Source organism: Micromonospora sp. NPDC051924, assembly GCF_055586005.1.
This window is the reverse complement of sequence record NZ_JBVJJA010000041.1, coordinates 1-25,603: the sequence shown is the minus strand read 5'-3', so window position 1 is coordinate 25,603 and position 25,603 is coordinate 1. Positions and strand designations below refer to the sequence as shown.

The 25,603-nt window shown below is 73.3% G+C and carries 22 protein-coding genes and 1 tRNA gene; 7 read left to right on the top strand and 16 right to left on the bottom strand.

The genetic code is table 11. From position 1 onward, the window contains the following. Positions 1–36: 36 nt before the first annotated feature. The 3 genes from ACZ6S5_RS27000 to ACZ6S5_RS26990 form a co-directional block, all read right to left on the bottom strand. The gene (locus ACZ6S5_RS27000) at positions 37–2,565 is read right to left on the bottom strand and encodes a putative bifunctional diguanylate cyclase/phosphodiesterase (RefSeq protein ID WP_466004838.1); all 2,529 of its coding nucleotides are present in this window, start codon (positions 2,563–2,565) and stop codon (positions 37–39) included. A gap of 65 nt (positions 2,566–2,630) precedes the next feature. Beyond that, complete coding sequence (locus tag ACZ6S5_RS26995; protein WP_466004836.1) at positions 2,631–2,819, bottom strand: hypothetical protein; 189 nt, start codon at positions 2,817–2,819, stop codon at positions 2,631–2,633. 543 nt (positions 2,820–3,362) lie between these two features. Continuing rightward, a tRNA-Tyr gene (locus ACZ6S5_RS26990) sits at positions 3,363–3,446 on the bottom strand. A gap of 148 nt (positions 3,447–3,594) precedes the next feature. Between ACZ6S5_RS26990 and ACZ6S5_RS26985 the strand changes: the two genes are divergently transcribed. Then, complete coding sequence (locus tag ACZ6S5_RS26985) at positions 3,595–4,089, top strand: YajQ family cyclic di-GMP-binding protein (RefSeq protein ID WP_466004834.1); 495 nt, start codon at positions 3,595–3,597, stop codon at positions 4,087–4,089. Between the two features lie 157 nt (positions 4,090–4,246). Continuing rightward, positions 4,247–4,510 (top strand): zinc finger domain-containing protein, encoded by a 264-nt coding sequence (locus ACZ6S5_RS26980; protein WP_466004832.1) that lies wholly within the window; start codon positions 4,247–4,249, stop codon positions 4,508–4,510. 224 nt (positions 4,511–4,734) lie between these two features. On the opposite strand, the gene ACZ6S5_RS26975 is transcribed toward ACZ6S5_RS26980, so the two are convergent. Further along, a complete protein-coding gene (locus ACZ6S5_RS26975; RefSeq protein ID WP_466004831.1) occupies positions 4,735–5,994 on the bottom strand; it encodes an MFS transporter in 1,260 nt (419 codons plus the stop codon). Positions 5,995–6,284: 290 nt separating this feature from the next. Here ACZ6S5_RS26975 and ACZ6S5_RS26970 point away from each other — a divergent pair, with 290 nt between their 5' ends. After that, the gene (locus tag ACZ6S5_RS26970) at positions 6,285–7,481 is read left to right on the top strand and encodes an MFS transporter (RefSeq protein ID WP_466004829.1); all 1,197 of its coding nucleotides are present in this window, start codon (positions 6,285–6,287) and stop codon (positions 7,479–7,481) included. Between the two features lie 58 nt (positions 7,482–7,539). Here the strand turns inward: ACZ6S5_RS26970 and htpX are convergent, their stop codons facing one another. The 7 genes from htpX to ACZ6S5_RS26935 all read right to left on the bottom strand — a co-directional run bounded on the left by htpX (position 7,540) and on the right by ACZ6S5_RS26935 (position 14,988). Beyond that, a complete protein-coding gene (gene htpX, locus ACZ6S5_RS26965) occupies positions 7,540–8,418 on the bottom strand; it encodes a zinc metalloprotease HtpX (RefSeq protein ID WP_466004828.1) in 879 nt (292 codons plus the stop codon). A gap of 152 nt (positions 8,419–8,570) precedes the next feature. Beyond that, positions 8,571–10,034, bottom strand: coding sequence for an NADH-quinone oxidoreductase subunit N (locus ACZ6S5_RS26960; RefSeq protein ID WP_466004826.1), 1,464 nt, complete (start codon positions 10,032–10,034; stop codon positions 8,571–8,573). Beyond that, positions 10,031–11,536: a complex I subunit 4 family protein gene (locus ACZ6S5_RS26955; RefSeq protein ID WP_466004824.1), complete on the bottom strand. Its 1,506-nt coding sequence runs from the start codon at positions 11,534–11,536 to the stop codon at positions 10,031–10,033. Before ACZ6S5_RS26955 ends, ACZ6S5_RS26960 begins: the two co-directional genes overlap by 4 nt. After that, positions 11,533–13,458: an NADH-quinone oxidoreductase subunit 5 family protein gene (locus tag ACZ6S5_RS26950; protein ID WP_466004823.1), complete on the bottom strand. Its 1,926-nt coding sequence runs from the start codon at positions 13,456–13,458 to the stop codon at positions 11,533–11,535. Before ACZ6S5_RS26950 ends, ACZ6S5_RS26955 begins: the two co-directional genes overlap by 4 nt. Further along, positions 13,455–13,784 (bottom strand): NADH-quinone oxidoreductase subunit NuoK, encoded by a 330-nt coding sequence (nuoK, locus tag ACZ6S5_RS26945; RefSeq protein WP_466004821.1) that lies wholly within the window; start codon positions 13,782–13,784, stop codon positions 13,455–13,457. Before nuoK ends, ACZ6S5_RS26950 begins: the two co-directional genes overlap by 4 nt. Continuing rightward, positions 13,781–14,413 (bottom strand): NADH-quinone oxidoreductase subunit J family protein, encoded by a 633-nt coding sequence (locus ACZ6S5_RS26940; protein ID WP_466004820.1) that lies wholly within the window; start codon positions 14,411–14,413, stop codon positions 13,781–13,783. The genes nuoK and ACZ6S5_RS26940 overlap by 4 nt, the downstream gene beginning before the upstream one ends. Next, positions 14,410–14,988, bottom strand: coding sequence for a NuoI/complex I 23 kDa subunit family protein (locus ACZ6S5_RS26935; RefSeq protein ID WP_466004818.1), 579 nt, complete (start codon positions 14,986–14,988; stop codon positions 14,410–14,412). Before ACZ6S5_RS26935 ends, ACZ6S5_RS26940 begins: the two co-directional genes overlap by 4 nt. Before the next feature lie 222 nt (positions 14,989–15,210). Between ACZ6S5_RS26935 and ACZ6S5_RS26930 the strand changes: the two genes are divergently transcribed. Beyond that, positions 15,211–17,694, top strand: coding sequence for an MSCRAMM family protein (locus tag ACZ6S5_RS26930; RefSeq protein WP_466004817.1), 2,484 nt, complete (start codon positions 15,211–15,213; stop codon positions 17,692–17,694). Between the two features lie 69 nt (positions 17,695–17,763). Here ACZ6S5_RS26930 and ACZ6S5_RS26925 read toward each other — a convergent pair whose 3' ends face one another. Continuing rightward, positions 17,764–18,171 carry an ester cyclase gene (locus tag ACZ6S5_RS26925; RefSeq protein WP_466004815.1) on the bottom strand — a complete coding sequence of 136 codons (408 nt, stop codon included), beginning with the start codon at positions 18,169–18,171 and terminating at the stop codon, positions 17,764–17,766. 82 nt (positions 18,172–18,253) lie between these two features. On the opposite strand from ACZ6S5_RS26925, the gene ACZ6S5_RS26920 reads away from it, so the two are divergent. Next, positions 18,254–19,300, top strand: a complete 1,047-nt coding sequence (locus ACZ6S5_RS26920) for a glutathione S-transferase family protein (protein WP_466004813.1) — start codon at positions 18,254–18,256, stop codon at positions 19,298–19,300. 106 nt (positions 19,301–19,406) lie between these two features. Here the strand turns inward: ACZ6S5_RS26920 and nuoH are convergent, their stop codons facing one another. Together nuoH and ACZ6S5_RS26910 are read right to left on the bottom strand one after the other, a co-directional pair. Next, positions 19,407–20,369, bottom strand: a complete 963-nt coding sequence (gene nuoH, locus ACZ6S5_RS26915; protein ID WP_466004811.1) for an NADH-quinone oxidoreductase subunit NuoH — start codon at positions 20,367–20,369, stop codon at positions 19,407–19,409. After that, positions 20,369–21,187, bottom strand: coding sequence for an NADH-quinone oxidoreductase subunit C (locus ACZ6S5_RS26910; RefSeq protein ID WP_466004810.1), 819 nt, complete (start codon positions 21,185–21,187; stop codon positions 20,369–20,371). The genes nuoH and ACZ6S5_RS26910 overlap by 1 nt, the downstream gene beginning before the upstream one ends. Before the next feature lie 114 nt (positions 21,188–21,301). Between ACZ6S5_RS26910 and ACZ6S5_RS26905 the strand changes: the two genes are divergently transcribed. After that, positions 21,302–22,348, top strand: coding sequence for a glucose 1-dehydrogenase (locus ACZ6S5_RS26905; RefSeq protein ID WP_466004809.1), 1,047 nt, complete (start codon positions 21,302–21,304; stop codon positions 22,346–22,348). Positions 22,349–22,382: 34 nt separating this feature from the next. Here ACZ6S5_RS26905 and ACZ6S5_RS26900 read toward each other — a convergent pair whose 3' ends face one another. Both ACZ6S5_RS26900 and ACZ6S5_RS26895 read right to left on the bottom strand, forming a co-directional pair. Then, on the bottom strand, positions 22,383–23,699 hold the full coding sequence (locus ACZ6S5_RS26900; protein WP_466004807.1) for a DUF2252 domain-containing protein: 1,317 nt from the start codon (positions 23,697–23,699) through the stop codon (positions 22,383–22,385). A gap of 36 nt (positions 23,700–23,735) precedes the next feature. After that, on the bottom strand, positions 23,736–24,296 hold the full coding sequence (locus ACZ6S5_RS26895) for an NADH-quinone oxidoreductase subunit B (RefSeq protein WP_466004805.1): 561 nt from the start codon (positions 24,294–24,296) through the stop codon (positions 23,736–23,738). Between the two features lie 237 nt (positions 24,297–24,533). Between ACZ6S5_RS26895 and ACZ6S5_RS26890 the strand changes: the two genes are divergently transcribed. Next, the gene (locus tag ACZ6S5_RS26890) at positions 24,534–25,460 is read left to right on the top strand and encodes a hypothetical protein (protein WP_466004804.1); all 927 of its coding nucleotides are present in this window, start codon (positions 24,534–24,536) and stop codon (positions 25,458–25,460) included. Positions 25,461–25,603: the final 143 nt, after the last annotated feature.

Below are 25,603 nucleotides of genomic sequence, written 5' to 3'. Positions count from 1 at the left end.
GTGAAATCGGATCCCCCCTTGCCGCGTCCCCGCAGCTCAGGGCACCACCCGCAGGCGTGGCAGCTCGCCGGCGGGGACCGGCTCCGGGTCGACCTGGGCGGCGAACCAGGCCTCCAGCCGCTCGTACGGCAGCGGCCGGCTGAACAGGAACCCCTGCCCGATCTCGCAGCCGATGTCCTGGAGCAGCTCCAGGGTCAGCTCGCTCTCCACGCCCTCGGCCACCACGGCCAGACCGAACTGCTGGGAGAGGGTCACCACGGCGTTCACGATCGCCAGGTCGCCCGGATCGGTCGCCATGCCCTGCACGAACGAGCGGTCGACCTTCACCTCGTGCACCGGCAGCCGGCGCAGCTGGGCCAGGGACGAGTTCCCGGTGCCGAAGTCGTCCACCGAGAGCCGGACGCCGAGGTCGCGCAGGCGCCGCAGGGTCGGAATCGGGCGTTCGGTGCCATCGAGCACACCGGCCTCGGTGATCTCCAGGGTGAGCCGCTGCGGCGGTACGTCGTACTCGTCGAGCAGCTCCCGGACCAGCGAGGGGAAGTGCTGGTCGGTGAGGGTACGGGCGGCGAGGTTGACCGAGACGGCCAGCGGCTGCCCGCCCTGCTGCCAGTCGCGGCTGCGCCGCAGGCTCTCCCGGAGCACGAACTCGGTGAGCCGGCCCAGTTGGCCGGTGTGCTCGGCCACCGCGACGAAATCGTCCGGGGCCACCGTGCCGTGCGCCGGATGCTCCCAGCGGGCCAGGCACTCCACCCCGACCAGGCGGCGGTCCCGCAGCGTCACCTTCGGCTGGAAGTAGACCTCCAGCTCACCGTCGTCCAAGGCCCGGCGCAGGTCGCCGGCGAGGCCCAGCCGGCGCAGCGACCGGGACTCCAGCGCCGGACTGTAGAGCTGGACGCTGCCGGGGACCGACTTGGCCGCCGTCGTCGCGAGGTCGACCCGCTGCAGCAGGGCCAGCGCGTCGCTGCCGTGGTCGGGATGCACGGCCACCCCGACGGCGGTGTCGACGTCCAGGGTCAGCGCGTCGAAGACCATCTCGTCGCGGATCTGCTCGCGCAGCTGCCCGGCCAGGTCCAGTGCCGCCTCGGTGCTCTCCAGCCGCAGGGTCACCAGGAACTCGTCGCCGCCGGCCCGGCCGACCAGGGCCGAGGAGGGCGCACAGGCGCGCAGCCGCTCGGCGACCTCGACGAGGACCTTGTCGCCGGCCGCGTGGCCGAGCGACTCGTTGACCTGACGCAGGCGGTCGACGTCGAACAGCAGCAGCGCCACCACCTCGCCGGGTGCCCTGATCTTGACCGCCTCGGCGACCGCCGCGGTGAGCCGTCGACGGTTGGGCAGCTTGGTGAGCGCGTCGTGCTCCGCGTCGTGCCGCAGGCGGTCGACCAGCCGAGAGTTCTCCAGAGCGACGGCGGCGTGCGCGGCGACGGTCTCGAAGACCGCCACGTCCCGCTGGGTGAAGTGCAGCGGGTCGCCGAGCCGGTTGGTCACCTCGAGGGTGCCGATCACCACCCGGCCGGAGCGGAGCGGCACCGCCACCGTGTCCTTGACGCCGTGCTCGGCTAGCCGGTCGCGGAACTCCGGGTCGCTGCTGACGCCTCGCCCCACGGTGATGGGACGAGCCGTGTCGACGGCCTTCTGCCGCAGCTCCGGCGGAGTGGGCGCGGTGTCGAGCAGGCCGGGGTCGTCGACCCGGGCGGTGAGCAGGGTTTCCGGGTGCCGGCCCTGCGCGGGCAGCCAAATGGTGGCGTACTCGGCCTGGAGCAGGGCCCGGACCCGGCCGAGCAGGGCGTCGGCGAGGGTCCCGTCCTGGCCGCTGGCGGAGATTGCCCGGCTCAGCTCGTACATCCCGGTGAGGGTGCGGTGCTGCTGGAAGAACTCTGCGTACGACCGGTAGACCACCCCGAGCCCGGCGGCCAGCGCCGCGAGGGGCACCAGCGACCACCACGACTGGTCGAGCAACATCAGCACAACCAGGCCGGCCGAGACGTTGATGCCGGCGGTGAGCGTGATCGAGGGCAGCGCACGGACGGTTTCCCGGCCGGCGTGCCAGCCGACGAGCAGGGTCTGGACCGCGGCGATCGAGGTGACGCCGACCAGGATCACCATGCTGATCGCGAGGCAGAGCCCGAGCCAGGTATAAGGGCCGACGCCGTGGGCCGGGGGCAAGATGTGCAGGACCAGGGCACCCAGCGAGGTGCCCGCCGCGGCGCGGGCGACGTTGAACCAGAGTTTCGGCGCGGCCATCCGGTGCCGCAGGTGGGTGACCAGCGACGACAGGGTGTAGATGAGGACGACGGTGAGCGGCGGCAGGAAGTAGAACGCCAGCACCAGCGGCAGTTCGGTGAGGGTCATGCCCAGCGACTGGCGGCGGATCACCACGCCGACCACCGGCCCGCTGGCGAGCAGCATGAGGACCAGCAGGAGGGCTGCCGGCGCCCAGCCGCCGAAAGGCCGATCGGTGATCAGCCCGGTGACCGTCGCGCAGATGACCGCGACAAGCACCAGCGGAGCGGTGATGATCCAGGCGTCTTCCGAAGACCGGCGTCTCGGCGTGCCGCGCCCGCTCATCCCGCTCCCTGTCCAGCGCTTGTCCGGAGACTGCCGTCAGCTCACAGCGGTCGACCGGGCGACGCTCACATCCAGATGACGTCCGTCAGATGAAGATCGGTCAGACCCGAGTCGACGACGGCGACACCGGCCAGGGCGGCAAAGAGGAGGAGCGAGCCAAACAGTCGGCCCAACCTACGACCAGACATGATTGCTCCTGTCAGAGGTGTCACGAGGATGGTGGAGACTCCACGATCGTGCCACAGGGCCAGCATCCAGGAAAGGAGAGGGACGGTCGCTGGACCGGCCGCGGGTCAGGTTTCACCGTTCGGCCCACGCAACTCGACACACCTGGCCAGATCAGGGCACCCGGACCGGACGGACCCGTTCGTCCACTGCGGATTCCGACCTAACCCGCAAATCGATCATCGCCTCGGCGGGGTCTCCTCCTCGTGACGCTCCCCGAGCATGGCGGGAACCCGCCGCGTACCGCCAATGTGCCCGGCCATAGGTCACCATACATGGGTCGCCGGGGAAAACCAGAGTCCCCAGTGCGTCATATTCCCGGCACCCGCCGACCACCGCCGGCCAGCGCCGGGCCGGCACTGTCGGGTCCGACCGCGCCGACTCGGCATGCGGCAAACCCGGCTCCCGGCGCTCTCGAGACCCCCGGATACCGCAACCCGAGACCTCAGCGGCGGGGCGCGCCGGCGCTTGAGCGACGAGGATCAGCCCCGAAGAAGATCGGGCGTGGGCTCCGCCCCGACAGAAAAGGCCCTTGACTCGCGTTTCCGCAGGTCAAGGGCCTTGCCGTTCCCTGGTGGCGGGTAGAGGATTCGAACCTCTGTAGCTTTCGCGACGGATTTACAGTCCGCTCCCATTGGCCGCTCGGGCAACCCGCCAGGGCGCTCCACCGCGTCGGAACGCGGCAGCGGAAGCAAGGATAGCGGTTGCCCCCGGGGCCGCCGCAACCGGGTACCGTCAGGGGGTCCCACCGCTGGTCAGCGGGGGACGGAACAGGACATACCGCCGGACAGCAGGAGCATGAGCATGGCAGCCAACCCGTCGTTCGACATCGTAAGCAAGGTCGACCGGCAGGAGGTCGACAACGCCCTCCGCCAGGCGGAGAAGGAGCTCGCGACGCGGTTCGACTTCCGCGGCACCGGCGCCGAGATCTCCTGGTCGGGCGAGGAGGCGATCAACCTCCAGGCGGAGACCGAGGAGCGGGTCCGGGCCGCCCTGGAGGTCTTCAAGGAGAAGCTGGTCAAGCGGAACATCTCGCTCAAGTCGCTGGACGCCGGTGACCCGCGCTCGTCGGGCAAGATCTTCAAGATCGACGCCAAGGTGATCCAGGGCATCGACTCGGACAAGGCCAAGGCCATCAGCAAGAAGATCCGGGACGAGGGCCCGAAGGGCGTCCAGGCGCAGATCCAGGGCGACCAGCTCCGCGTCACCGGCAAGAAGAAGGACGACCTGCAGGCCGTCATCGCGCTGCTCAAGGGCGAGGACTTTGGCGTCGCCCTGCAGTTCACCAACTACCGGTGAGGAGGCCCCGGCCGGCCTGACGATTGGCCGACCACGCCTTGCCACCTGGGTAGGCGCCGTCACCAGGGTCGCCGGAGGTCGATCGTGATCGACCTCCGGCGGCCTGGTGACGGTCGCACGCCGGTTTGCCGCCTCCCCCGGCGGGGACTACCCCGCCGTGTCGGAACCGCTGGAACTTGCGCGTAGCGCGATCTACCGGACCCACGAGGCTGCCGTTCGGCACGGGGACGACTCGCTGCACGAGGCGGCCAGGGACATCACCCTCGCCGCCCGTGCAATGGGCTACGAGTTGGGACCGGTCGAGGAGTACCGGCCGTGTCCGGTCTGTCGGGCAGAGCCGGGGGCGCATTGCATCACCACGCCCGGCCACGACATGGTCGACGGCAGCCATCCGGAGCGGTTCCAGGACGAGACCCCGTAGACAGGACGAGGATAGGCGGAAAGGCCCGTTCCGGGATCAGATGGTGAAGCGGAGCCAGCACGGCCCGGCCGGGTCGCAACCGCCGACCCCGCTCAGCGCGAGAAGATCAGCAGCAGGACCACCGTGAGGATCGCGCTGATCAGGATCGAGCCGAGGCACCCAATCCGGTTCGAGAAGAAGACGAACATTCCGGGCGAATACCCGTCGGCGCGCGTCTGATCCCCTCAGGCCGCGAGCGACTGTTCGGCGCGTACCGCGCGGGCCTCGGCGCGGGCGATGGGGCCGGCGGGCAGCGCGGCGAGGACGGCCCCGACGGCGACCGCCGCCCCGGCGAAGAGGAAGGCCCAGGGCACGCCGCCGGCCTGGTCGACGATCAGCCCGGCCACCGCGCCGCCGGCGGCGCTCGCCGCCACCGACATGGTGACCACCCAGGTGTACGCCTCATTGAGCATGCCGGCCGGGGCGATCCGGCCGACCAGGGTGTTCTCCAGGGTCAGCGCGGGGGCGATGGTGGCCCCGCCGAGCACCAGGGCGACCCCGAGGGCGAGCGGGGTGGGCATCACTGCGAAGACCGCGAAACTGGCCGCCACCGCGCCGAGCAGCCAGGCGAACTGGCGGGTCATGTTGGCCGCCGGCCGGCGCACCCCGAACCAGAAGCCGCCCGCGGCGCTGCCGATGCCCCAGACGGCCAGCAGCAGGCCGGCGAGGCTCTCCGGGTCGTCGGCGGTGGCGTTCCCGGCGAAGGCCGGGACGATCACCCCGGCGGCCCCGAACGCGATGCCGAGGCTGGCGACGCAGAGCAGCAGGGCCGGGAAGCCGCCGACCCGCAGCGGACCGAGGCCCTTGGCGTGGTGCTCGCGCGGGTGCGGCCGCCAGGCCCGCATCACCCGGCCGAGCGCGACGGCGGTGGTCCCGACCAGGGTGACCACGGCCGCCCCGACCAGGGCCGCGGTGGCGTCGGCGAGCAGCACGAACGCCGCGACCAGCAGCGGGCCGAGCACGAAGACGACCTCGAAGAGGGAGGTCTCCGCGGCGAGCGCGGTGTTGCGCAGGTGGGTACGGCCGGAGGCCGGCGCGGTGAGGTCGTTCCAGGCGCCCCGGATGGCCGCGGTGAGCGGCGGGTAGGTGGCCCCGGCGACCCCGGCGGCCAGGTAGATCAGCGCCAGGTTGCCGGCCCCGGACCGACTGGCCCCGAGCAGCCCGAACAGGGCGAGCGGGTGGGCGACGGCGGTGACCAGCAGCACCGGGGTGGGGCCGACCCGGTCAGCGATCCGCCCGGCGACCGGGCTGAGCGCGGCCCCGGCGAGGGCGTAGATGCCGCCGGCGACGGCCGCGAGGGAGTACCGGTCGGTCACCTCCTCGACCACGAGCAGGAGCGCCAACGGGGTCATGCCGATCCCGAGCCGGCCGACGATGCCGAGGACCAGCAGCATCGGCGCGCCGGGGATCCGCCATACCCCCAGGTACTGGCGCAGAGCGGCCAAGGGTGCACCTCCGGTCGGGAGCAGGTAACGAGTGGGAACCTTTCTGACCCTAACGCCGCAGGTCGCTGCGGGGGTGGTCGGCTCGCTCACACCGCCGACCCGGTCCGGGGCTGACCTCCTGACCGGAACGCGGTAGTTTCTGATCGACCCGAGTCCATGCCAGTTCAGGCTCCGCCCCCAATGACGCACGGAGGTCCGGTGACCGGCACCCCCATCGAACCGCCCTGGATAGGGACCCACTCGTCGCCACCCGACGCCAAGCCGGCAGCGGAAGCGGATCAGATCCACTGATGACCGACGCCGACGAACGACTCGCACCACCGCCCCGGTACCGCGACCTGTTCCACCACCCGGTCGCTTCGCGGCTCGTCACCGCTCGGGGCATCTCCGAGTTGGGGGACTTCATCGGGCTCGCCGCCCTGCTGCTGCTGGCGTACGACCAGACCCGCTCGGTGCTCGGCCCGGCCGCTGTGTACGCCGCTCGGGCCCTGCCCGCGCTGCTGGTCGCCACCGTGTTCAGCGGCTGGCTCGACGTGCCGGCCCGGCGCACCATGCTGGTCTGGCTCTCGCTGGCCGGCGCGGCGCTGATCGCGATCCCGACCGTGTCGCCCCAGCCGCTGCCGGCGATCGTGGCGGCCGGCCTGCTGGGCGCGGTCCGGGCCGCGTACTCCAGCGTCAACGTGGCGATCGTCGCCGAGGCGGTGGACGGCCCGCTGCGGCTGCCGCTGTTCGGCCTCTCCGCCTTCGCCAACCTGGCGGGCCAGGTGGTCGGCCTGCTCGCCGGGGCCAGCGTGACCATGGCGCTCGGCGCGCGGATGGCGCTCCTGATCGACCTGGTGTCGTTCCTGATCGCCACGGTCGTGCTGGCCGGGTTGCCCGCCGGCCGGGGCGTCCGCCGGGGGCCCCGGCCACCGGCCACCGCCGGGGTACGCACCATCGTCGGTCACCCGGTGCTGCGCGGCGTCGCCCTGCTCACCCTCGGCACCGTGCTCTCCGGCGGGCTGCCGGAGACGCTCGCCCCCCACCTGGCCGGCGGCGGGTGGCGACCGGTCGTGCTGGCCGCCTCGGCGTTCGGCGGCGCGGTCTTCGTGCTGCTGTCGGCCCGGCGGCCCTGGCTGGCCCGGGTGGGCGGCCAGGTGGTGACGGCCGTCGCCTTGGCCGGGGCGCTGCTGCTGGCCGGTGCGCTGGTCGCGCTCGACGCGCCGGTCTGGGGGTTGGCGGCGGCGAACGCGTTGATCGGCGCGGGTGGCGGCTGGCTGATCGGGGCGCAGGCCACCTTCGCCCGACTCGCCCCGAAGGAACGGATGGGGCAGGTGGAGGCGACCATCGTGGCCGCCAACATCGTCGTCTCCGGCTGCGGCATCTTCCTGCTGGGCAGCGCCGCCCAACTGTTCGGCCCGGCGCTCGCGTACCTGGCGGCGGGGGTGGTGCTGCTCGGCGTCGTGCTGCTCAACCGACCCGACCGGTTGCCTCAGGCCACCTCCTGAGACGACTCCGCCCGCGTCCGGGGCCGGACGCGGGCGGGATCTCGTCGGTCGGGTCAGGTCAGCGCTGGAACTGCACCGGCCCGCTATTGCGGGCGAGCTGCTCCAGCCGGGCGACCCGCTGCTCCATCGGCGGGTGGGTGGAGAACATGGCGGCGAGGCCGCCACCCCGCTTGAACGGGTTGTCGATCATCAGGTGGGCGGTGCTGGTGAGCTGGCCCTGCGGCGGCAGCGGGCGCATCTGCGTACCCATGTGGATCTTGCGCAGGGCGCTGGCCAGCGCCAGCGGGTCGCGGCTCAGCTCGGCACCGGACTGGTCGGCCTGGTACTCGCGGCTCCGGCTGATCGCGAGCTGGATCAGGGTGGCCGCGATCGGGCCGAGGATCAGGGTGAGCAGCAGCACCGCCGGGTTCGGGGCGTCCTCGTCGTCCGACGAGCCCAGCGGGATGAACCAGGCGATGTTGGCCAGCATGGTGATGATGCCGGCGAGCCCGGCCGCCACGCTGGAGATGAGGATGTCCCGGTTGTAGACGTGGGACAGCTCGTGCCCGATCACGCCGCGCAGCTCGCGGTAGTCGAGGATCTCCACGATGCCCTGGGTGACGCAGACCGCCGCGTGCTGCGGGTTGCGCCCGGTCGCGAACGCGTTGGGCTGCGCGGTGGGGCTGACGTACAGGCGGGGCATCGGCTGGCCCGCCTGGGTGGAGAGCTCCCGCACCATCCGGTACAGCTCGGGGAACTGTGCCTCGCTGACCGGTTGCGCCCGCATCGAGCGCAGGGCGAGCTTGTCGGAGTAGAAGTAGGTCACGCCGTTCATCAGCAACGAGACGACGACGGCGATGACGAGGCCGCCGCTCCCGCCGAACCAGTAGCCGACCGCGAGGATCAGCGAGGTCAACAGGCCGAGCAGCGCTGCGGTCTTGAGACGGTTGTGATGCACGATCGCTCCTTCGGTGCGCGGCCCCGCGCCGGGGACCGCTGCCCGGTTCAACAACACCGGTACCCGTCAACCATCCAGCCCATGGCTGAAAGTTGGCTGAGGATTTCTGTGCGTCCGCTGTGCCAGCCGCCCATCAAGGGACGAACCATCACTCAGCGGGCGGCGACGTCCAGCACGAGCTGCGGGGCGAAGCCGACCACCACGGCCAGCGCGGTGGCCACCCCGAGGGCGACCACGACCAGCCGGGCCGGGCGGGCCGGGACCGGGCCGGGCGCCGCGTACAGGGTGGCGGCCAGCCGCAGGTAGTAGGCGAGGCCGAGGACCGCGTTCACCGCCACCACCAGGGCCAGCCAGCCGGCGTGCCCGGCCAGCAGCGCCCGGACCACGGTCACCTTGGCGAAGAGCCCGGCCAGGCCGGGCGGCAGCCCGGCCAGCCCGATCAGGGCGAGCGCGAACGCCCCACCCACCCACGGGTGGCGGCGGGCCGCACCGCGCAGGTCGTCCAGCGTGCCCCCGTCCCCGTCCGCCGGCCGCAGCGCCACCACCGCCGCGAACGCGGCCAGCTCCAGCAGCACGAAGAAGACGGCGTACGCGACGGCCGCGGCGTACGCGCCGGCCCGGGCGTCGGCGGTGCGCCCGCCGGCCAGCGCCAGCGCGCCGAGCGGGGCGAGGATGTAGCCGGCCTGGGCCACCGACGACCAGGCGAGCAGCCGGACCGTCCGCCGCTGGCGCAGCGCCACCAGGTTGCCGACGGTCATGGTGAGCACCGCCAGCAGCGCCAGCACCGGACCGGTGACCGTGGCCGGCAGCGCCCGCTGCACCACCGCCAGCAGGGCCACCACCCCGCCCAGCTTGGAGGCCGTCGACAGGTAGGCGGCCACCGGCAGCGGCGCGCCGTCGTACGTGGCCGGGGCCCAGGCGTGGAACGGCACCGCGGCCACCTTGAACGCCAGCCCGGCCACCACCAGCGCCACCGCGACCGCGGTCAGCGGCAGGTCGAGCAGGTCGTCCCGGCCGGCCAGGGTGGCGCCGAGCCGGTCCAGATGCAACACGCCGGTCACCGCGTAGAGCAGCGCCGCGCCGAGCAGAGTCAGCGTCGTGGCCACCACGCTGACCACGAAGAAGGTCACCGCCGCCTCGGCGCCGGCCAGGCTGCCCCTGCGCAACCCGACCAGGACGTACAGCGGCAGGGTGAGCGTCTCCAGCGCCACGATCAGGGTGATCAGGTCGCCGGCCGCGCCGAGCACCACGCCGCCGGTCATCGCGCAGGCGAGGAGGAAGCAGTATTCCCCGACCGGCGTCCGGCCGGCTCGCAGCAGCGGACCGGAGATCGCCAGCACCCCGAGGGTGAGCAGGGCGAACACCACGGCCACCAGGGCGGCCCGGCCGCCGTACAGCCAGGAGCAGTCCGCCCCGACGCAGAAGGTGCGCCGCTCGTCCCCGGCGCCGACCAGGGCCGCGCCGAGCGCGGTGGCCGCCGACCCGACCGCGGCCACCGCCACCGTGACGGCGGCGCGGGCCACCAGCAGGTCGGCCAGGAGCACCAGCACGGCCGTGCCGCCGGCCAGGTAGGCCGGCAGCAGCGCCACGTGGTCCACGCTCTGCACGAGACTCATTTGAGGACTCCCACCAGGGCGCCGACCGGGCCGGAGGCGTACGACAGGACGAGGGCCGGGGCCAGACCGACGGCGAGCGCGAGCAGCACCAGCGGCGCCCAGGCGGTCAGCTCCGCCCCGGCCAGGCCCGGCGCGACCCCGGCGACGGCCGGGCTGGGCCGGCCGTGGCTGACCCGGCGCAGCAGCCGCAGGAAGTACGCCGCGGTCAGCGCCCCGCCGAGCGCGGCCAGCACGGCGAGCGTGGTCCACAGCCCGCCGCCCCGCCGGACGGCGGCCACCACGGCGAACGCCTCGCCCCAGAAGCCGGCCAGCCCGGGCAGCCCGAGCGAGGCGATCGCCGCGAACCCGAGCAGCCCGGCCAGCCGGGGCGCGGTCTCGCGCAGCCCGGACAGGTCGGCGAGCGAGCCCGCCCGGGTACGGTCCTTGATCGCCCCGGCCAGGAAGAAGAGCAGCCCGGTGATCACGCCGTGCGCGATGTTGCCGATCAGCGCGGCCTGCAGGCCGGTGGCGGTGAGCGTGGCGACCCCGAGCAGCACGAAGCCCATGTGCCCGACGCTGGAGTAGGCGATCAGCCGCTTCAGCTCGTCCTGGGCCAGGCAGACCAGGCCACCGACCAGGATCGCCGCGACGGCGAGCACCCCGAGCACCGGGGCGGCCCAGCGGGCGCCCTCCGGGGCCACCCCGACCGCCACTCGGATCAGGCCGTACGTGCCCATCTTCAGCAGCACCCCGGCGAGGATCACGCTGCCGACGGTGGGGGCCTGGGTGTGCGCGTCCGGCAGCCAGGAGTGCAGCGGCCAGAGCGGGCTCTTCACCGCGAAGGCGAGCGCCAGCAGGGTGAACGCGGCGAGTTGGGTGCCCCGCGAGAGGCCGGCCCCGCCGGTCAGCCTGACCAGGTCGGCGGTGCCGGCCGCGGCGACCACCACGTAGACGCCGACCAGCAGCAGCACCGAGCCGAACAGGGTGTAGAGGGCGAACTTGCGGGCCGCCCGCCGCCGGTCGTCGCCGCCCCAGCCGGCGATGACCGCGTACATGGGCAGCAGGACGACCTCGAAGAAGAGGAAGAAGAGCACCAGATCGAGGGCGAGGAAGGTGCCGAGGATGCCCACCTCGACCACGAGCAGCAGCGCCACCAGGGCCCGCCCGCTGCCACCGCCCTCGGGCACCCGCCACAGCGTGTACCCGCAGCAGAGCAGGGTCAGCAGGGCGGTCAGCACCACCAGCGGCCAGGAGATGCCGTCCACGCCCAGGTGGAAGCGCAGGTCCAGGTCCGGTGCCCAGGGCAGGTCGAGCTGGTGCCAGGGCTGCACCGCCGGGCGTGGCCCGTAACCGAACCAGCCGTGGTCGCCGCCGACCAGCGGCAGGGCGGCGAGCAGGGTCAGGCCGGCGGCGACCGTGCCGGCCAGCCGACCGGCCCGGTCACCCGGGACGAGGGCCGCCGCGACCGCGCCCAGCACCGGCAGCGCGAGCACCGCCACCAGCAGGAACTGTCCCCACGTCATGCGGCCACCCCGATCAGTGCGACGGCGATGCCGATCAGGAGGGCGCCGGCCAGCACGGCGGTCGCCGCCCGGGGCAGCGCCGCCCGGTGCAGGGCGGCCAGCCCGCCGCCCAGCTCCACGGCGGCGCGCCCGCTTCCCTCGACCAGGCCGTCCACGCCGAGTTCGTCCCCGGTGCGCACCACCCCGGCGAGCGCGGTCGTCGGGCGTACGACGAGGGCCTGCTGAACGTCGTCGAGCCGGAACGCCCGGGCGAACACCGGCCGCAGCGGACCCAGGAAGCGGGCCGGGTCGGCAGCCGGGTCGCGGCGCCAGCCGGCCCAGGCGACGCCCGCGCCGACCAGCAGCAGCATCAGCGGGAGCAGCAGGTTAGGTGCCAGGTGGACCAGCTCGACGGCCTCCCCGGAGGCGTCGGCCGGCACCCGGAGTCGGTCGGCGAACCACGGCGCGAAGGCGGCCAGCCCGAGCAGCGCGGCCGGCACCGCGAGCAGCAGGACCGGCCAGCGCAGCACCGCCGGCGGGTCGTGCGGCTCCGCGAGCGGGATGCGGGTCGCGCCGAGGAAGGTCCGCAGCAGCAGGCGGGTCGCGTACCAGGCGGTGACCGCGACGCCGAGCAGCCCGGCCAGCCAGACCAGCCAGCCCACCCAGGCCGGGCCGGGGCCGGCGTCGTCCAGCGCGGCGGCCTCGGCGGCGGCGAGCACCCCGTCCTTGCTCCAGAAGCCGGAGAGCGGCGGCACCCCGGCGAGCGCGCCGAGGCCGATCACCATGCACCAGAAGGTCACCGGCATGGCGGTCCGCAGCCCGCCCATCCGGGACATCAGCGTGGTGCCGACCGCGTGGATCACCGCGCCCGCGGCGAGGAACAGCAGCGCCTTGAACGCGGCGTGGCTGAGCAGGTGGAACAGGGCCGCGGCGGGGGCCCCGACGGCGAGCGCGCCGGTCATGTAGCCGATCTGGGAGACCGTCGACCAGGCCAGCACCCGCTTGATGTCGTCCTGCGCGGTGGCCGCGAACGCGCCCAGCAGCAGGGTCACCGCCGCCATCACGCCGAGCACCGCGAGGGCGGCCGGGGCCTGCGCGAAGAGCGGGAAGAGCCGGGCCACCGCGTACACCCCGGCGGCGACCATGGTGGCCGCGTGGATCAGCGCGGAGATCGGGGTGGGGCCGGCCATCGCGTCCGGCAGCCAGGTGTGCAGCGGGAACTGGGCGCTCTTGCCGGCGACCCCGGCGAGCAGCAGCAGGCACGCGGCGGTGAGGGTGCCGGTGGAGTGGTGGTGGGCGAGCACGTCGGCAATCCGGAAGCTGCCGGCCGAGACGCCGAGCAGCGCGATGCCGAGCAGGAAGCCGACGTCACCCACCCGGGTGACCAGGAACGCCTTCACGGCGGCGGCCGGCGCCTCGGGCAGCCGCCGGTCGTGGGCGATGAGCAGGTAGGAGCAGATGCCCATCACCTCCCAGCCGACCAGCAGCAGGATCAGGTCGCCGGCCACCACCACGGTCAGCATCGCCGCGGTGAAGAGGCTGATCTGCGCCGCGTACGGGGGGTAGCGGTGGTCCACCTCGACGTCGTCGTGCGGGCCGCGCCTCAGGTAGCCGATCGAGTAGACCTGCACGGCCAGGGCCACCGCGGCGACCGCCGTGGCGACCAGCACCGCCGCGCCGTCCAGCCGGTAGCCGAGGGTGACCCGCAGGCCGCCGAGGTCGACCCAGGTGGTCGCGGCCTCGACCGGGTGGTCCACCCGGACCAGCAGCGCCACCGCCGCGACCAGGGCCACCGCCGCGCCGGTCACCCCGAGCGCGATCGCCGCCCGCCGCGCCCGGTCCTCGCCGGTGGCCGCGCCGCGCGGGGCCGGCGGCAGCAGCAACCCGAGCAGACCGGCGAGCAGGGGTACGCCGGGCAGCGCCACCGCGAGCAGTCCGGTCACTTCTCCCCCTCCGGCGTCGGCGGCTCGGTGAGCGGCACGTCGTCCACGGTGACGCTGGCCCGCAGCCGGTAGAGCTGGAGCACGATGGCCAGCCCGACACCGATCTCGGCGGCGGCGAGCACGATCACGAAGAGCGCGAAGACCTGGCCGGAGTGCGGCAACTGGGCGCGGACCGTGGTGTCGGCGGTGACCAGGATCAGGTTCACCGCGTTCAGCATCAGCTCCACGGCCATCAGCACCAGCACGGCGTTGCGGCGGCGCAGCACGCCGTACACCCCGAGGCCGAACAGGAACGCGGCGGTGACGTACGGGACGACCGGTCTCACGCGCGCCCGCCCTCCTCACCGACGGCGACGGCCGGTGCGGTCCGGACCGGGTCGCCGCCGGTGGCCGGGCCGCCGGGTCGCGGAGCCGCCGGTCGGCCACGTCCGGCCGGCGTGCCGGCCGACGTCGCGCCCGGACGGCCGATCTCGGGGCGGGACAGGACGATCGCGCCGACCAGGGCGGCGAGCAGCAGCACCGAGAGCACCTCGAACGGCAGCACCCAGGAGCGGAAGACCTGCTCACCGAGGCGGTCGGCGGTGCCCGCGACCGGCAGGTCCACCCGGGACCAGCGGAACGCGTCGATCAGCAGCACCGCGAGGCCGAGGCCGCTGCCGGCGCCGACCAGTGCGGCCGGCCAGCCGGGTCGGTCCAGGTCGGCGGAGGCGCCGATCGGGGCCCGGGTGAGCATCACCGCGAACAGCAGCAGCACCACCACCGCCCCGACGTAGATCAGCACCTGCACCCAGGCCACCAGCTCGGCGGTGAGCACCAGGTAGTCGCCGGCCAGCGCGCCCAGGCAGACCACCAGCCAGAGGCCGGCCCGGACCAGGTGCCGGGTGCCCACCACCAGCGCGCCCGCGCCCACCGCCACCGCACCGAGGGCGAGCAGCAGCACGTCCGCACCCGTCATGACGGCGTACCTCCCTGCTCCGCGCCGGGTTCGGGGCGGGCCGGGGCCGGACGCGCGGCGGGGGCCGCGGCCTTGCGGGCGGCGGTGGTCTCCTCCTTCGAGTGGTCGCCCTGCGGGTCGTGGGCCGGCGGCGGCGGCACGGTGGCCATCCACTCGCCGAGGTGGTCCTTGTCGTGCAGCAGATCCTTGATGTCGTACTCGGCGTACTCGAACTCGGGTGACCAGTAGAGCGCGTCGAAGGGGCAGACCTCGACGCAGATGCCGCAGTACATGCAGAGCGAGAAGTCGATGTCGAACCGGTCGAGGACGTTGCGCTGCCGGGGGCGGGCGGCACCGGGCACCACCATCTCCTCCTTGTGGGAGTCGATGTAGATGCACCAGTCCGGGCACTCCCGGGCGCAGAGCATGCAGACCGTGCAGTTCTCGGTCAGCAGCGCGATCACGCCCCGCGAACGCGGCGGCAGCTCGGGGGCGACGTCCGGGTACTGCTGGGTGGTCGAGCGGCGGGTCATCGTCTTCAACGTGACCGCCAGCCCCTTCACCAGCCCCTCGCCGGGCACGCTCCGCTCGCTCATGCCGCCCATCCTGCCCTGTGCCCACGGCCCGCGCGACCACCACCCGGCTCTTGCCGGTCGCGGGGTGATCAGACCGGTCGGTGGAGGCGCCGGTCCCGCCGATCGGGTGGTTCCCCCCACCGATCGGCTTGACCAGTGTGTTTTCGCCCCCGGACGGGACGTCGAACGCTTCGTTGATCATCTATCCTGCGGCGGCCGACGAGCCCGGGAGGACCACGGCAGATGAGACTCAGCAAGAGGTGGACGCGGGCCCTCGCCGCGACCGCCGTCATCGCCGCCGTCCTGGCGGCCGCACCGGCCGCGCAGGCCGTGCCGACCTGGACCGTCACCGGTACGGTCACCGACCGGACGACCGGCGCACCGCTGCCCGGCGCCTGCCTCACCCTGTTCAACGCGCCCGACAAGCCGATCGCCACCCGCTGCGCGGACGAGCAGGGGCGCTACATCTTCTCCGGCCTGACCCGCGTCACGCCGGCCAGGCTGCGGGCGCAGGCAGCGGGCCACGCGGACCTGTGGTGGCCGTCCGACCCGGACTACTACAACGCGCTCTCGATCAGCTATTCGACGACCAGCACCACGATCGAGGCGAACCTCGCGCTGCTGACCTCGGTCGGCGGCTTCGCCGGCCGGATCACCCAGCCCGACGGCAGCCCGGCGTACGCCTCGGACGTGACTGCTGTCGCCGTCGGCGGCGACTACTGGGCGGCGAAGGCGGCGACCGACGGCGACGGCCGGTACCGGCTCGGGAACCTCCCGCCCGGCTCCTACCGCCTGATGATCGGGCCCCGGGGCCTGCAGCCGACCCAGTGGCTGCCCGGCACGGGGACCCCACCCGAGGCCACCGTGTACGACGTGACCCCCGGCGGGACGACGACCGTGGACGGGCAGTACGTCACGAGGACGAGCACCACCGAAGGTGGCGTGCTGGTCGGCACCGTGACGGCCGCCGCGACCGGCACTCCGGTCGCCGGCGCCTGCGTGACCGCCGTCGCGCCCTGGAACGGGCAGGACGTCGCCACGGCGTGCACCGACGCCACCGGCCGCTACCGGATCGCGACGCTGTCCCTCAGTGGAGGCTACAAGCTGCGAATCCGGGCGGACGGCTACCCCGAGCAGTGGGCGCCGAACGCGACGGACAGCCGCAACGCCTCCATCTACTGGCCCGTCCTGGGCAAGGAGATCGCCGTCAACGTCGCCCTGCGACTGGGCGGCGGCACGATCCGGGGTCAGGTCACCGACTACGCCGGCGCCAGTCCGGCGCTGAACACGACGGTGCGGGCGGCGGCCGTCGACGGCTCCTGGTCGGCCTGGACCCTGGTGATCGACGGGCAGTACCAGCTCGACCGGGTGCCGCCCGGTGACTACCGGATCTCGCTCAAGCCGCTGGACCGCGGCGTTCAGTACCACCCAGGGAAGGCGACGCCGGACGAGGCGACCGTCGTGCACGTCACCGACGGCGAGGTCACCACGGTGGACGAGCAACTCGTGCCGCCGGGTGTCCTCGAGGTGGTGCTGAAGGACTCGGTCACCGGAGCGCCGGTGACCGGCTGCGTCCGGATGATCAACGCGCAGGACGTGCTCTGCGGCACCGGCACGATCACCTTCGCCAAGGCGTGGGCCACCGGCACGACACCGGAGCAGCTGCTGATCGAGGCCCGGCCGACCCACTGGACGAAGACGATCTCTTCGGTGCGGACGGCAAGTGGCGAGACCACCCGGGTCATCGCCGCGCTCGAGCCGGGCGCCGTCCTGGAGACCTCCGTCGTCGACGCCAGGGACGGCTCCGTGCCCCCACAGACCTGCGTCTATCCGATCAGCGCCGGGAAGCTGAACACCGCGGCTACGCGGCGGGACGCGGGGCCCTCGTGGTGTTCCGACACCACCGGCAAGGTCCGCATCGGTCCGTTGCCGGGCGGGCCGGTGCAGCTGATGGTCGTGCCGCCCGCGCCGTACGGCGCGCAGTGGTACGCCGAGAGCGGCGGCACCGGTGACCGCCGGGTTGCGACCAGCTACGCGATGAAGGTCGGCCGCACGGTCACCGCGCCGCCGATCCGGCTGGACCGGGCCGGGACCGTGACCGGCCGGGTCAAGGACCGGTACGGCAACCTGCTCCGCACCTGCCTGCATCCGTTCGGCCGGCAACCCGACCTCGAGGCTGTGCCGCTGGTCAGCTGCGCCGACTGGACCGGCAGCTACCTCTTCGACCGTCTCGGTCCGTACCGCTGGCCATTGTCCGCGGACGGCCAGGTCGACTCGGGCGCCCCCGCCTGGTCCGGCAACGCGACCAACCGATTCGACGCCGCCCTGGTCCAGCTGGGCTCCGGCGCCAGCACCACGGCGCCGGACATCGTGCTGCCACGGGCCGCCCAGATCCGGAGCCTGGACCTCGGCCGGACGGCCACGTCGAGCGACGCGTTCGAGATCTACCAGGCGACCACCGGCGACCGGATCGTGTCTCCCGTCGCCGTCGGCGGGGTAGCCGCGACTCCGCTGCCGGCCGGGCCGCTGCTGGTGCGGCTGCTGCCCACCGGCGGCACGCCCTGCTGGTACGTCGGGCCGCGCACCGGTCCCCGGGTGCACGGCAGCCAGGGACCGACGCCGGTCATCCTCACCGAGGGGCAGGTGGTCGACCTCCGGCTGGTGCCGGGCGACACCTGCAAGCCGGTCCGGACCGACATCCGTACCGACGCGGTCCGACCGCGCTGACCGTCGCCCGCTGAACGGCCAGGGCGGGCCGGACCGGTGATGCCGGTCCGGCCCGCCCGGCCTGTGCGGTCAGGCCGGCGGGAGCATCTCCACGCCGAGCTGCTGGAGCAGTTGGAACAGCTCGTTGACGCTCCACACGTCGACAATCCGGCCGGCCTCGTCGAAGCGTAGGAAGGACGCGCCCGAATAGCTGACCACCCGCCCGGTGGGCGGCACCGGGCCGAACCGCCCGGCCTGGGTGCCGGCGGCCCGCCAGTGCACCGCCACCCGGTCACCGGCGGCCACCAGCTCGACGATCTTGTAGCGGAGGTCGGGGAAGGCCGCCCGCCGGTCCCGGTGCCAGGCCAGCGTGGCCGCCGGCCCGGTCCCGCCCAGCCCCGGGCAGTCCGCGGCGATCAGGTCGTACGCACTCTCCTCGCGGCCGGCGTTCCACACGTCGGCGATGAAGCGTCGGGCCGCCGCCTCCACATCCGTCACCGCGGCAGCCTACTTCCGCTCGGCCTGACGGCAACCGCCGGAGCGACCATGATGGGAGCGGAAGACATCCTCGGGAGGCGGCGTGGGCGGCAGTGATGACGAGATCCTGGAGCGCACGGGCGGCAGGTACGTGGAGCCGGGCGGCGAGTTCACCCGGGACCAGCGGTACATCGCCACCCGGATCACCGCCGACGGGCGGGACGGCTGGCCGGTGGAGCCCGGACGCTACCGGCTCGCGGTGAGCCGGGCGTGTCCGTGGGCGAACCGGCTGATCATCGTCCGCCGGCTGCTCGGGCTGGAGGACGCCGTCTCGATGGCGGTGGCCGGTCCGACCCACGACAAGCGGAGCTGGACCTTCGACCTCGATCCGGGCGGCCGGGACCCGATGCTCGGCATCGAACGGCTGGCCGAGGCGTACTTCAAGCGGTTCCCCGGGTACGAGCGCGGCATCACCGTGCCGGCGATCGTGGACGTGCCGACCGGGCAGGTGGTCACCAACGACTACGCGCAGATGAGCCTGGACCTGTCGACGGAGTGGACCGCGTACCACCGCGCCGGGGCGCCCGAGCTCTACCCGGAACGGCTGCGGGACGAGATCGACGCGGTCAACAAGGTGGTCTTCGCGGACGTGAACAACGGGGTCTACCGGTGCGGCTTCGCCGGCAGCCAGGAGGCGTACGAGAAGGCGTACCACCGGCTCTTCGACCGGCTGGACCGGCTGAGCGAACGGCTGGCCGGGCAGCGCTACCTGGCCGGTGACACAATCACCGAGGCCGACGTCCGGCTCTTCACCACGCTGGTCCGTTTCGACCCGGTCTACCACGGCCACTTCAAGTGCAACCGGCAGAAGCTGACCGAGATGCCGGTGCTCTGGGCGTACGCCCGGGATCTCTTCCAGACCCCCGGCTTCGGCGACACCATCGACTTCGACCACATCAAGCGGCACTACTACGAGGTGCACCGGGACATCAACCCGACCGGCGTCGTGCCGCTCGGCCCCGACCTGTCGAACTGGCTCACCCCGCACGGTCGGGAGGAGCTCGGTGGCCGCCCCTTCGGCGACGGCACTCCGCCCGCGCCGCCCGCCCCCGCCGAGCGCGTCGACCCCGCCCACACGCCGCTGCACTGACCGCCGCCTCTCCCCGCGTCGATCTTGCAGTTCAGGTTGGCATTACGGGTCATTCCGCCCTACTTGTCCCCACCGAAAGTGCAAGATCGCCGGGGCGGGAGGCGGATCAGAGGGCGAGGCGGATGGCGGCCGTCAGGACCAGCTGGGCCAGGGCCAGGGGGACCAGGACCAGCCAGCACAGGCGCTGGAGCTGGTCCTCGCGCAGCCGTGGGTAGGAGACCCGCAGCCAGATGATCACGAACGCGACGGCGAACACCTTGAGCAGGGTCCACAGCCAGCCGAGCTGGGCGTCGGCGAACGGGCCCTGCCAGCCGCCGAGGAAGAGCACGGTGGTCAGGGCGGCGATCACCACGATGCCGACGTACTCGGCGAGCAGGAAGAACGCGAAGCGCAGGCCGGTGTACTCGGTCATGTAGCCGAAGACCAGCTCGGAGTCGGCCACCGGCATGTCGAACGGGGGCCGTCGGATCTCCGCCAGCCCGGCGACGAAGAACACCACCAGCGCCGGCGCCTGCCAGAGCAGCCACCACGGCCGCCACGCCTCGACGATGCCGGACAGGCTGAGCGTCCCCGCCGCCATCGCCACCGAGGCGGCGGAGAGCACCAGGGGCAGCTCGTAGCCGAGCAGCTGGGCGGCGCCGCGCAGCCCGCCGAGGAGGCTGTACTTGTTGGCCGAGGCCCAGGCCGACATGAGCACCGCCAGCACCCCGATGCCGACCACGGCCAGCACGAAGAACAGGCCGATGTCCAGCGGCTGCCCGACCAGGTCACCCGGACCGAGCGGGATCACCAGCAGGGCGAGCAGGTAGGGCACCAGGGCCACCGCGGGGGCCAGCCGGAACACCGGCCGGTCCGCGTCGCGCGGGGTGACGTCCTCCTTCTGCACGAACTTGACGCCGTCGGCCACGAGCTGCGCCCAGCCGTGGAAGCCGCCCGCGTACATCGGGCCGAGCCGGCCCTGCATGTGCGCCATCACCTTGTGCTCGGTCTGCCCGACGATCAGCGGCAGGGTGAGGAACGCGACCAGCACGCCCGCCACCCGGAGGACCAGCTCCAACCAGGCGGGCATCAGGCCTCCCCCTCCTCGGGCGTCGCGCCGGGCTCAGGCTCCTGCCGGGGCGGACCGGTCGGCCGCTCACCCGGCGTCGGCCGGGCCGGGCGCTCACCCGGCGTCGGCCGGGCCGGGCGCTCACCCGGCGTCGGCCGGGCCGGGCGCTCGCCCGGGGCCGGGCGGGCGGGGCGTTCCCGGGCCGGGCGGGCCGGCGTACCCCCGCGCGGGCCCTCGCCCACCCCGGCCGCGCCGGCCGGCGTGGGGGCGGTGCCCCACTCCCCCGGCGCCGGTACGCCCGGCGGGCGCATCGGCCGGCGGCCGCCGCCGGCCTCAGACTCGCCCGGCTCCTTCGCGCCCGGCCAGGGCTTGGCCACCCGGGAGGCGAGCACGAACTCCTTGCGCAGCGGGTGCCCCTCGAACTCCGGCGGCAGCAGCAGCGGCCGCAGCTCGCCGTGCCCGTCGAAGGTGATGCCGAACATCTCGTACGTCTCGCGCTCGTGCCAGGCCGCACCGGGGAACAGGTCCACCACCGAGGCCACCGTCGGCGTCGCCCGGGGCACCCGGGTCCGCAGCAGCAGCCCGTGCCGGTGCCGGGTGGACCAGACGTGGACCACCACGTCGAAGCCCTCGGCCAGCTCGTCGACCGCGGACAGCCAGTCGAAGAAGTCCAGGCGCAGCTCGGCGTCGTCGCGGGCCGCGAGGACCGCGTCCCGCCAGCTCGCCGGGGGTACGTCCACGGTGGCTCGCGCGTATCCCTGACCGCCGGAGACCGACGCGGTGGCCGCCACGGGCGCGAGCAGCTCGACCACCCGCTGGCCGACCTCTTCCGGAGTCATGCCGCTGATCCTATTGCCGGTGCCCCCGAACCGGGTCGGCGCGGCCGCGCTCTCCCGGCCGGGATCCGCCGCTTTGCCCGACGGGCGGGCGTCCGGCGGGGAAAGATGAACACCGTGCGCGCTGTGACTGTGACCCCCGGGGTACCCGACTCGCTGCGGCTGACCGACGAGTGGCCGGAACCGGCCCCGGAGGAGGGCGCGATCCTGGTGCAGGCGCTGGCGGTGGGGATCTGCGGCACCGACTACGAGATCATCGCCGGCTCCTACGGCGAGGCGCCGCCCGGCCAGGAACGCCTGGTGCTCGGACACGAGTCGCTGGGCCGGGTGGTGGAGGACCCGACAGGCACCCTGCAACCCGGCGACCTGGTGTCCGGCATCGTCCGGCACCCCGACCCGGTGCCCTGCCGGAACTGTGCGGTCGACGAGTGGGACATGTGCCGCAACGGCCAGTACACCGAGCACGGCATCAAGGGGCTGTCCGGATTCGCCCGGGAACGCTGGCGGGTGCAGCCGAAGTTCGCCATCGGGCTGGACCCGGTGCTCGCCCCGGTCGGGATGCTGCTGGAGCCGACCAGCGTGGTGGCGAAGGCGTGGGACCACATCGAGCGGATCGGCTCCCGGGCCGAGTGGAAGCCGCAGATCGTCCTGGTCACCGGGGCCGGGCCGATCGGCCTGCTGGCGGCGCTGCTGGCCACCCAGCGCGGGCTGTCCGTGCACGTGCTGGACCGGAACACCACCGGGCCCAAGCCGGACCTGGTCCGGTCGCTCGGGGCCACGTACCACACCTCGCCGGTGGGCGAGCTGGACTTCGAGCCGGACGTGGTGGTCGAGTGCACCGGCGCACCCAGCGTGGTGATGGACGCGATGTGCAAGGTCGGGCCGACCGGGATCGTCTGCCTCACCGGCGTGTCCAGCGGCGGGCGGACCATCGACTTCGACGCGGGGGCGCTCAACCGGGCGCTGGTGCTGGAGAACAACGTGGTCTTCGGCTCGGTGAACGCCAACCGGCGGCACTGGGACCTGGCCGCCGAGGCGCTCGCCCGGGCCGACCAGGCCTGGCTGAGCTCGCTGATCACCCGCCGGGTGCCGGTCTCCGAGTACGCCGAGGCCTACACCTCGGGCGGCGAGGACATCAAGGTGGTGCTCAACTTCGAGCAGTGAGGGGCGGGGGCACCGCGTCGCCCCGCCCCGCCGCTCAGATGCCGGGGAGCCGGCCGTTGCGGAACAGGTCCACGAAGAGCTGGTGGTCCTCCCGGGCCCGGATCCCGTACGCGTGCGCGAAGTCGACCAGGTAGTCGACGAAACCGTCGGCGTCGGCGTCCACCACCGCCACGATCGACTCCTCGGTCGAGTAGTCGACCAGGTCGTGGCTGGACTCGTCGTCGGCGACCGAGTGCATCCGGGCCACCGCCCGGCCCAGGTCGGTGAGGACGCCGCGCAACTCCTCCGGCTCGTTCACGTCGGCCCAGTCCAGGTCGGCCGCGTACGGGGAGACCTCGGCGACGAGCTGGCCGACCCCGTGCAGCTCGGTGAAGCCGACCCACGGGTCGGCGTGCGCCTGCAGCGCCCGCTGCGACTCGGCGGTCCGGTGCCCCTGGTGCCGGAAGTACGACCGGACCCGCTCGTCGTCGATGTGCCGCGTCACCGCCGGCACCTGGGCCTGCTTCATGTAGATGACCACGTCGTTCTCCAACGCCTGGGTGTGCCCCTCCAGCAACAGGTTGTACGACGGCAGCCCGGCCGAGCCGATGCCCACGCCCTTGCGCAGCACCACGTCCTTGATGTTGGCGGCGACCGGGCGGAGCCGGGCGGTCGCCTCCGGCAGCGTGCCCAGGTAGTCGTGGAACGCGGCGCAGACCTTCTCCCGGGTCTCGGCGTCGATCTCGAAGACGCCGTCGCCGAGGGAGAACCGGCGCTCGTAGTTGTCGATGGTGGTCTGCGCGGCGAGCAGGTCGACCCGGGTGTTCAGCCGCGCCTGCTGGAGCACCCGGCGCAGCACGCCGTCCGCGTTCTCCAGGGTGATCGAGCCGATCGCGTCGTCCCCACCGGCGGCGATGGCCCGCAGCTCGGTCAGGTACGAGCGGGCGAAGGCTGCCACCAGCTCGCCGATCACCCGGTCGGAGAGCGCCTTGGCGTAGCCGAGCAGGGCCACGCTGGCCGCGAAGCGCTTCAGGTCCCAGGAGAACGGCCCGACGTACGCCTCGTCGAAGTCGTTGACGTTGAACACCAGCTGCCCGGAGCCGTTCATGTAGGTGCCGAAGTTCTCCGCGTGCAGGTCGCCGTGGATCCACACCCGGCTGGTCCGCTCGTCCAGGAACCGGTCGCTGCCGAAGTCGCCGCGCTGGTCGGCGTAGAAGAGCGAGGCGCTGCCCCGGTAGAAGGCGAACGGAGAGGCGGCCATCTTGCGGAACTTGCGGCGGAAGGCCGCCGGGTCGAGCGCCATCGACGCGCCGAACTCCTCGGTCAGCACGTCGATGATGAAGGCGGAGCGCTTGTCCGCGGACTGGGTCATGGTCCGCAGGCTAGCCCTCGGTCGCCACCCCTCGGCTCAGCCGGCCGGGGGACGTACGGGTGGCGCGGTGAGCGATTCCACCGGGCGGGGTGCGGCGTCCACCGGCGGGGTGAGGCGGTCCGGACGGCTGACCCCGCCCAGGCCGGACTCCTCGGCGGCGATCTTCTCCTGGAGGCGGAGGATGCCGTGCAGCAGCGCCTCCGGGCGGGGCGGACAGCCGGGCACGTAGACGTCGACCGGGATGAGCTGGTCGACCCCCTTGGTCACCGAATACGAGTCCCAGTACGGGCCGCCGCAGTTGGAGCAGGCGCCGAAGGAGATCACATACTTCGGCTCGGGCATCTGGTCGTAGAGCCGCTTGATCGCCGGGGCCATCTTGTCGGTGACCGTGCCCGAGACCACCATCAGGTCGGCCTGCCGGGGACCGTGGGCGAACGGGATGACGCCGAGCCGCATGAAGTCGTGCCGGCCCATGCTGGTGGCGATGAACTCGATGGCGCAGCAGGCCAGGCCGAAGTTGAACACCCAGAGCGAGTAGCGGCGGCCCCAGTTCAGCACGAACCGGATGGGCTCGCCGAGCACCGCCGGCAACTGCACCTCGGGCCTCCCTCGCCTGTCCTCGACATGACAGTCAACCACAGCCCGCCGCCGACCCGCCCCGGGCAACCTGCACCGCACGGGCCAAGCCGTGGTGACGGGTGGTCGGCCTGTCCGTTACCCGACGCTCAGCACGCCGCAACCGACTGCAACCGTTCGAGGGGTCCTGGGGTGTCTTGCCCGTAACACCGTCGCCGGGAATCGTCGACGGCACCACGGGGATCCGGAGGAACGGACATGACCAGGACCATCACCCGCCGGCTGCTGGTCGGCATCCTCGGCGCGGGGATCGCGCTGTCGGGTGCGGCGGCGCCGGCCGTCGCCGCGCCGGGCGACAGCTCCGTGTCGGTCGGCCGGCTCGTGCTCGAGCCCACCGACCGGGGGTACGCCGGCAGCCTGCCGGTGACCGTCACCTACCGCGGCGCGGAGGCCGCCTACCTCGACCTGACCATCACCGAACCGGTGCCCGGCGCGTTCGTCGGGCTGACGCCCGCCGACCCGTGCTTCTACAGCAGCGCAAAGCCGGTACGGACGATCTACTGCCACGTGCCGGACGGCGCGCTCCAGCCCGGCGAGCGGCGCCAGTTCACGGTCGACTTCCGGGTCCTCACCACCGTGCGGCCGTACGCGATGTTCACGTCCGGCGGCCAGCTCACCGTCACCACCGGGGATCCGAACCCGGCGAACGACACCGCGAGCTTCACCGCCCTGTTCCGCTCGACCACCGGCTCGCTGGGTGAGCCCCAGCCGTACGTGCGGGACACCCGGACGGACGCGTCGGTGTCGGCGGGCCCGGCCACCCTCGACCGGCAGGAGGACGGGAGCTGGTTCGGCCGGGTGCCGGTGACCGTACGGGTCGCCGGTGACGCGGCCCACGACGCGTACTGGCTCGCGCCGACACTGCCCGCCGGGGTCCGGGTCGTCGGTATCGAGCCGGAGGAGGTCTGCGCGGGGCACTGCGCGGTACCCGGTGGCCAGTTCATGCCGGGCGAGGAGCGGATGATGTCGCTGCTGCTCCGGGCGCCGGCCGAGGTCGCGCCCGGTGACGTCGGGCCGGGATCGGTGCGGCTGTACGCCACCTTCAGCTGGGGCGACGAACTCACCGACGTGGACCCTGCCGACAACACCGCCACCTTCGACATCACCGCCGTCACCGCCGGCTGACGACGATGAGCCAGGCAGAGGCGGGGGGGGGGGGGGGGGGGGGGGGGGGGGGGGGGGGGAGCGGGGGGGGGGGGGGGGGGGGGGGGGGGGGGGAGGGGGGGGGGGGGGGGGGGGGGGGGGGGGGAGGGGGAGGTCTGTCTCAG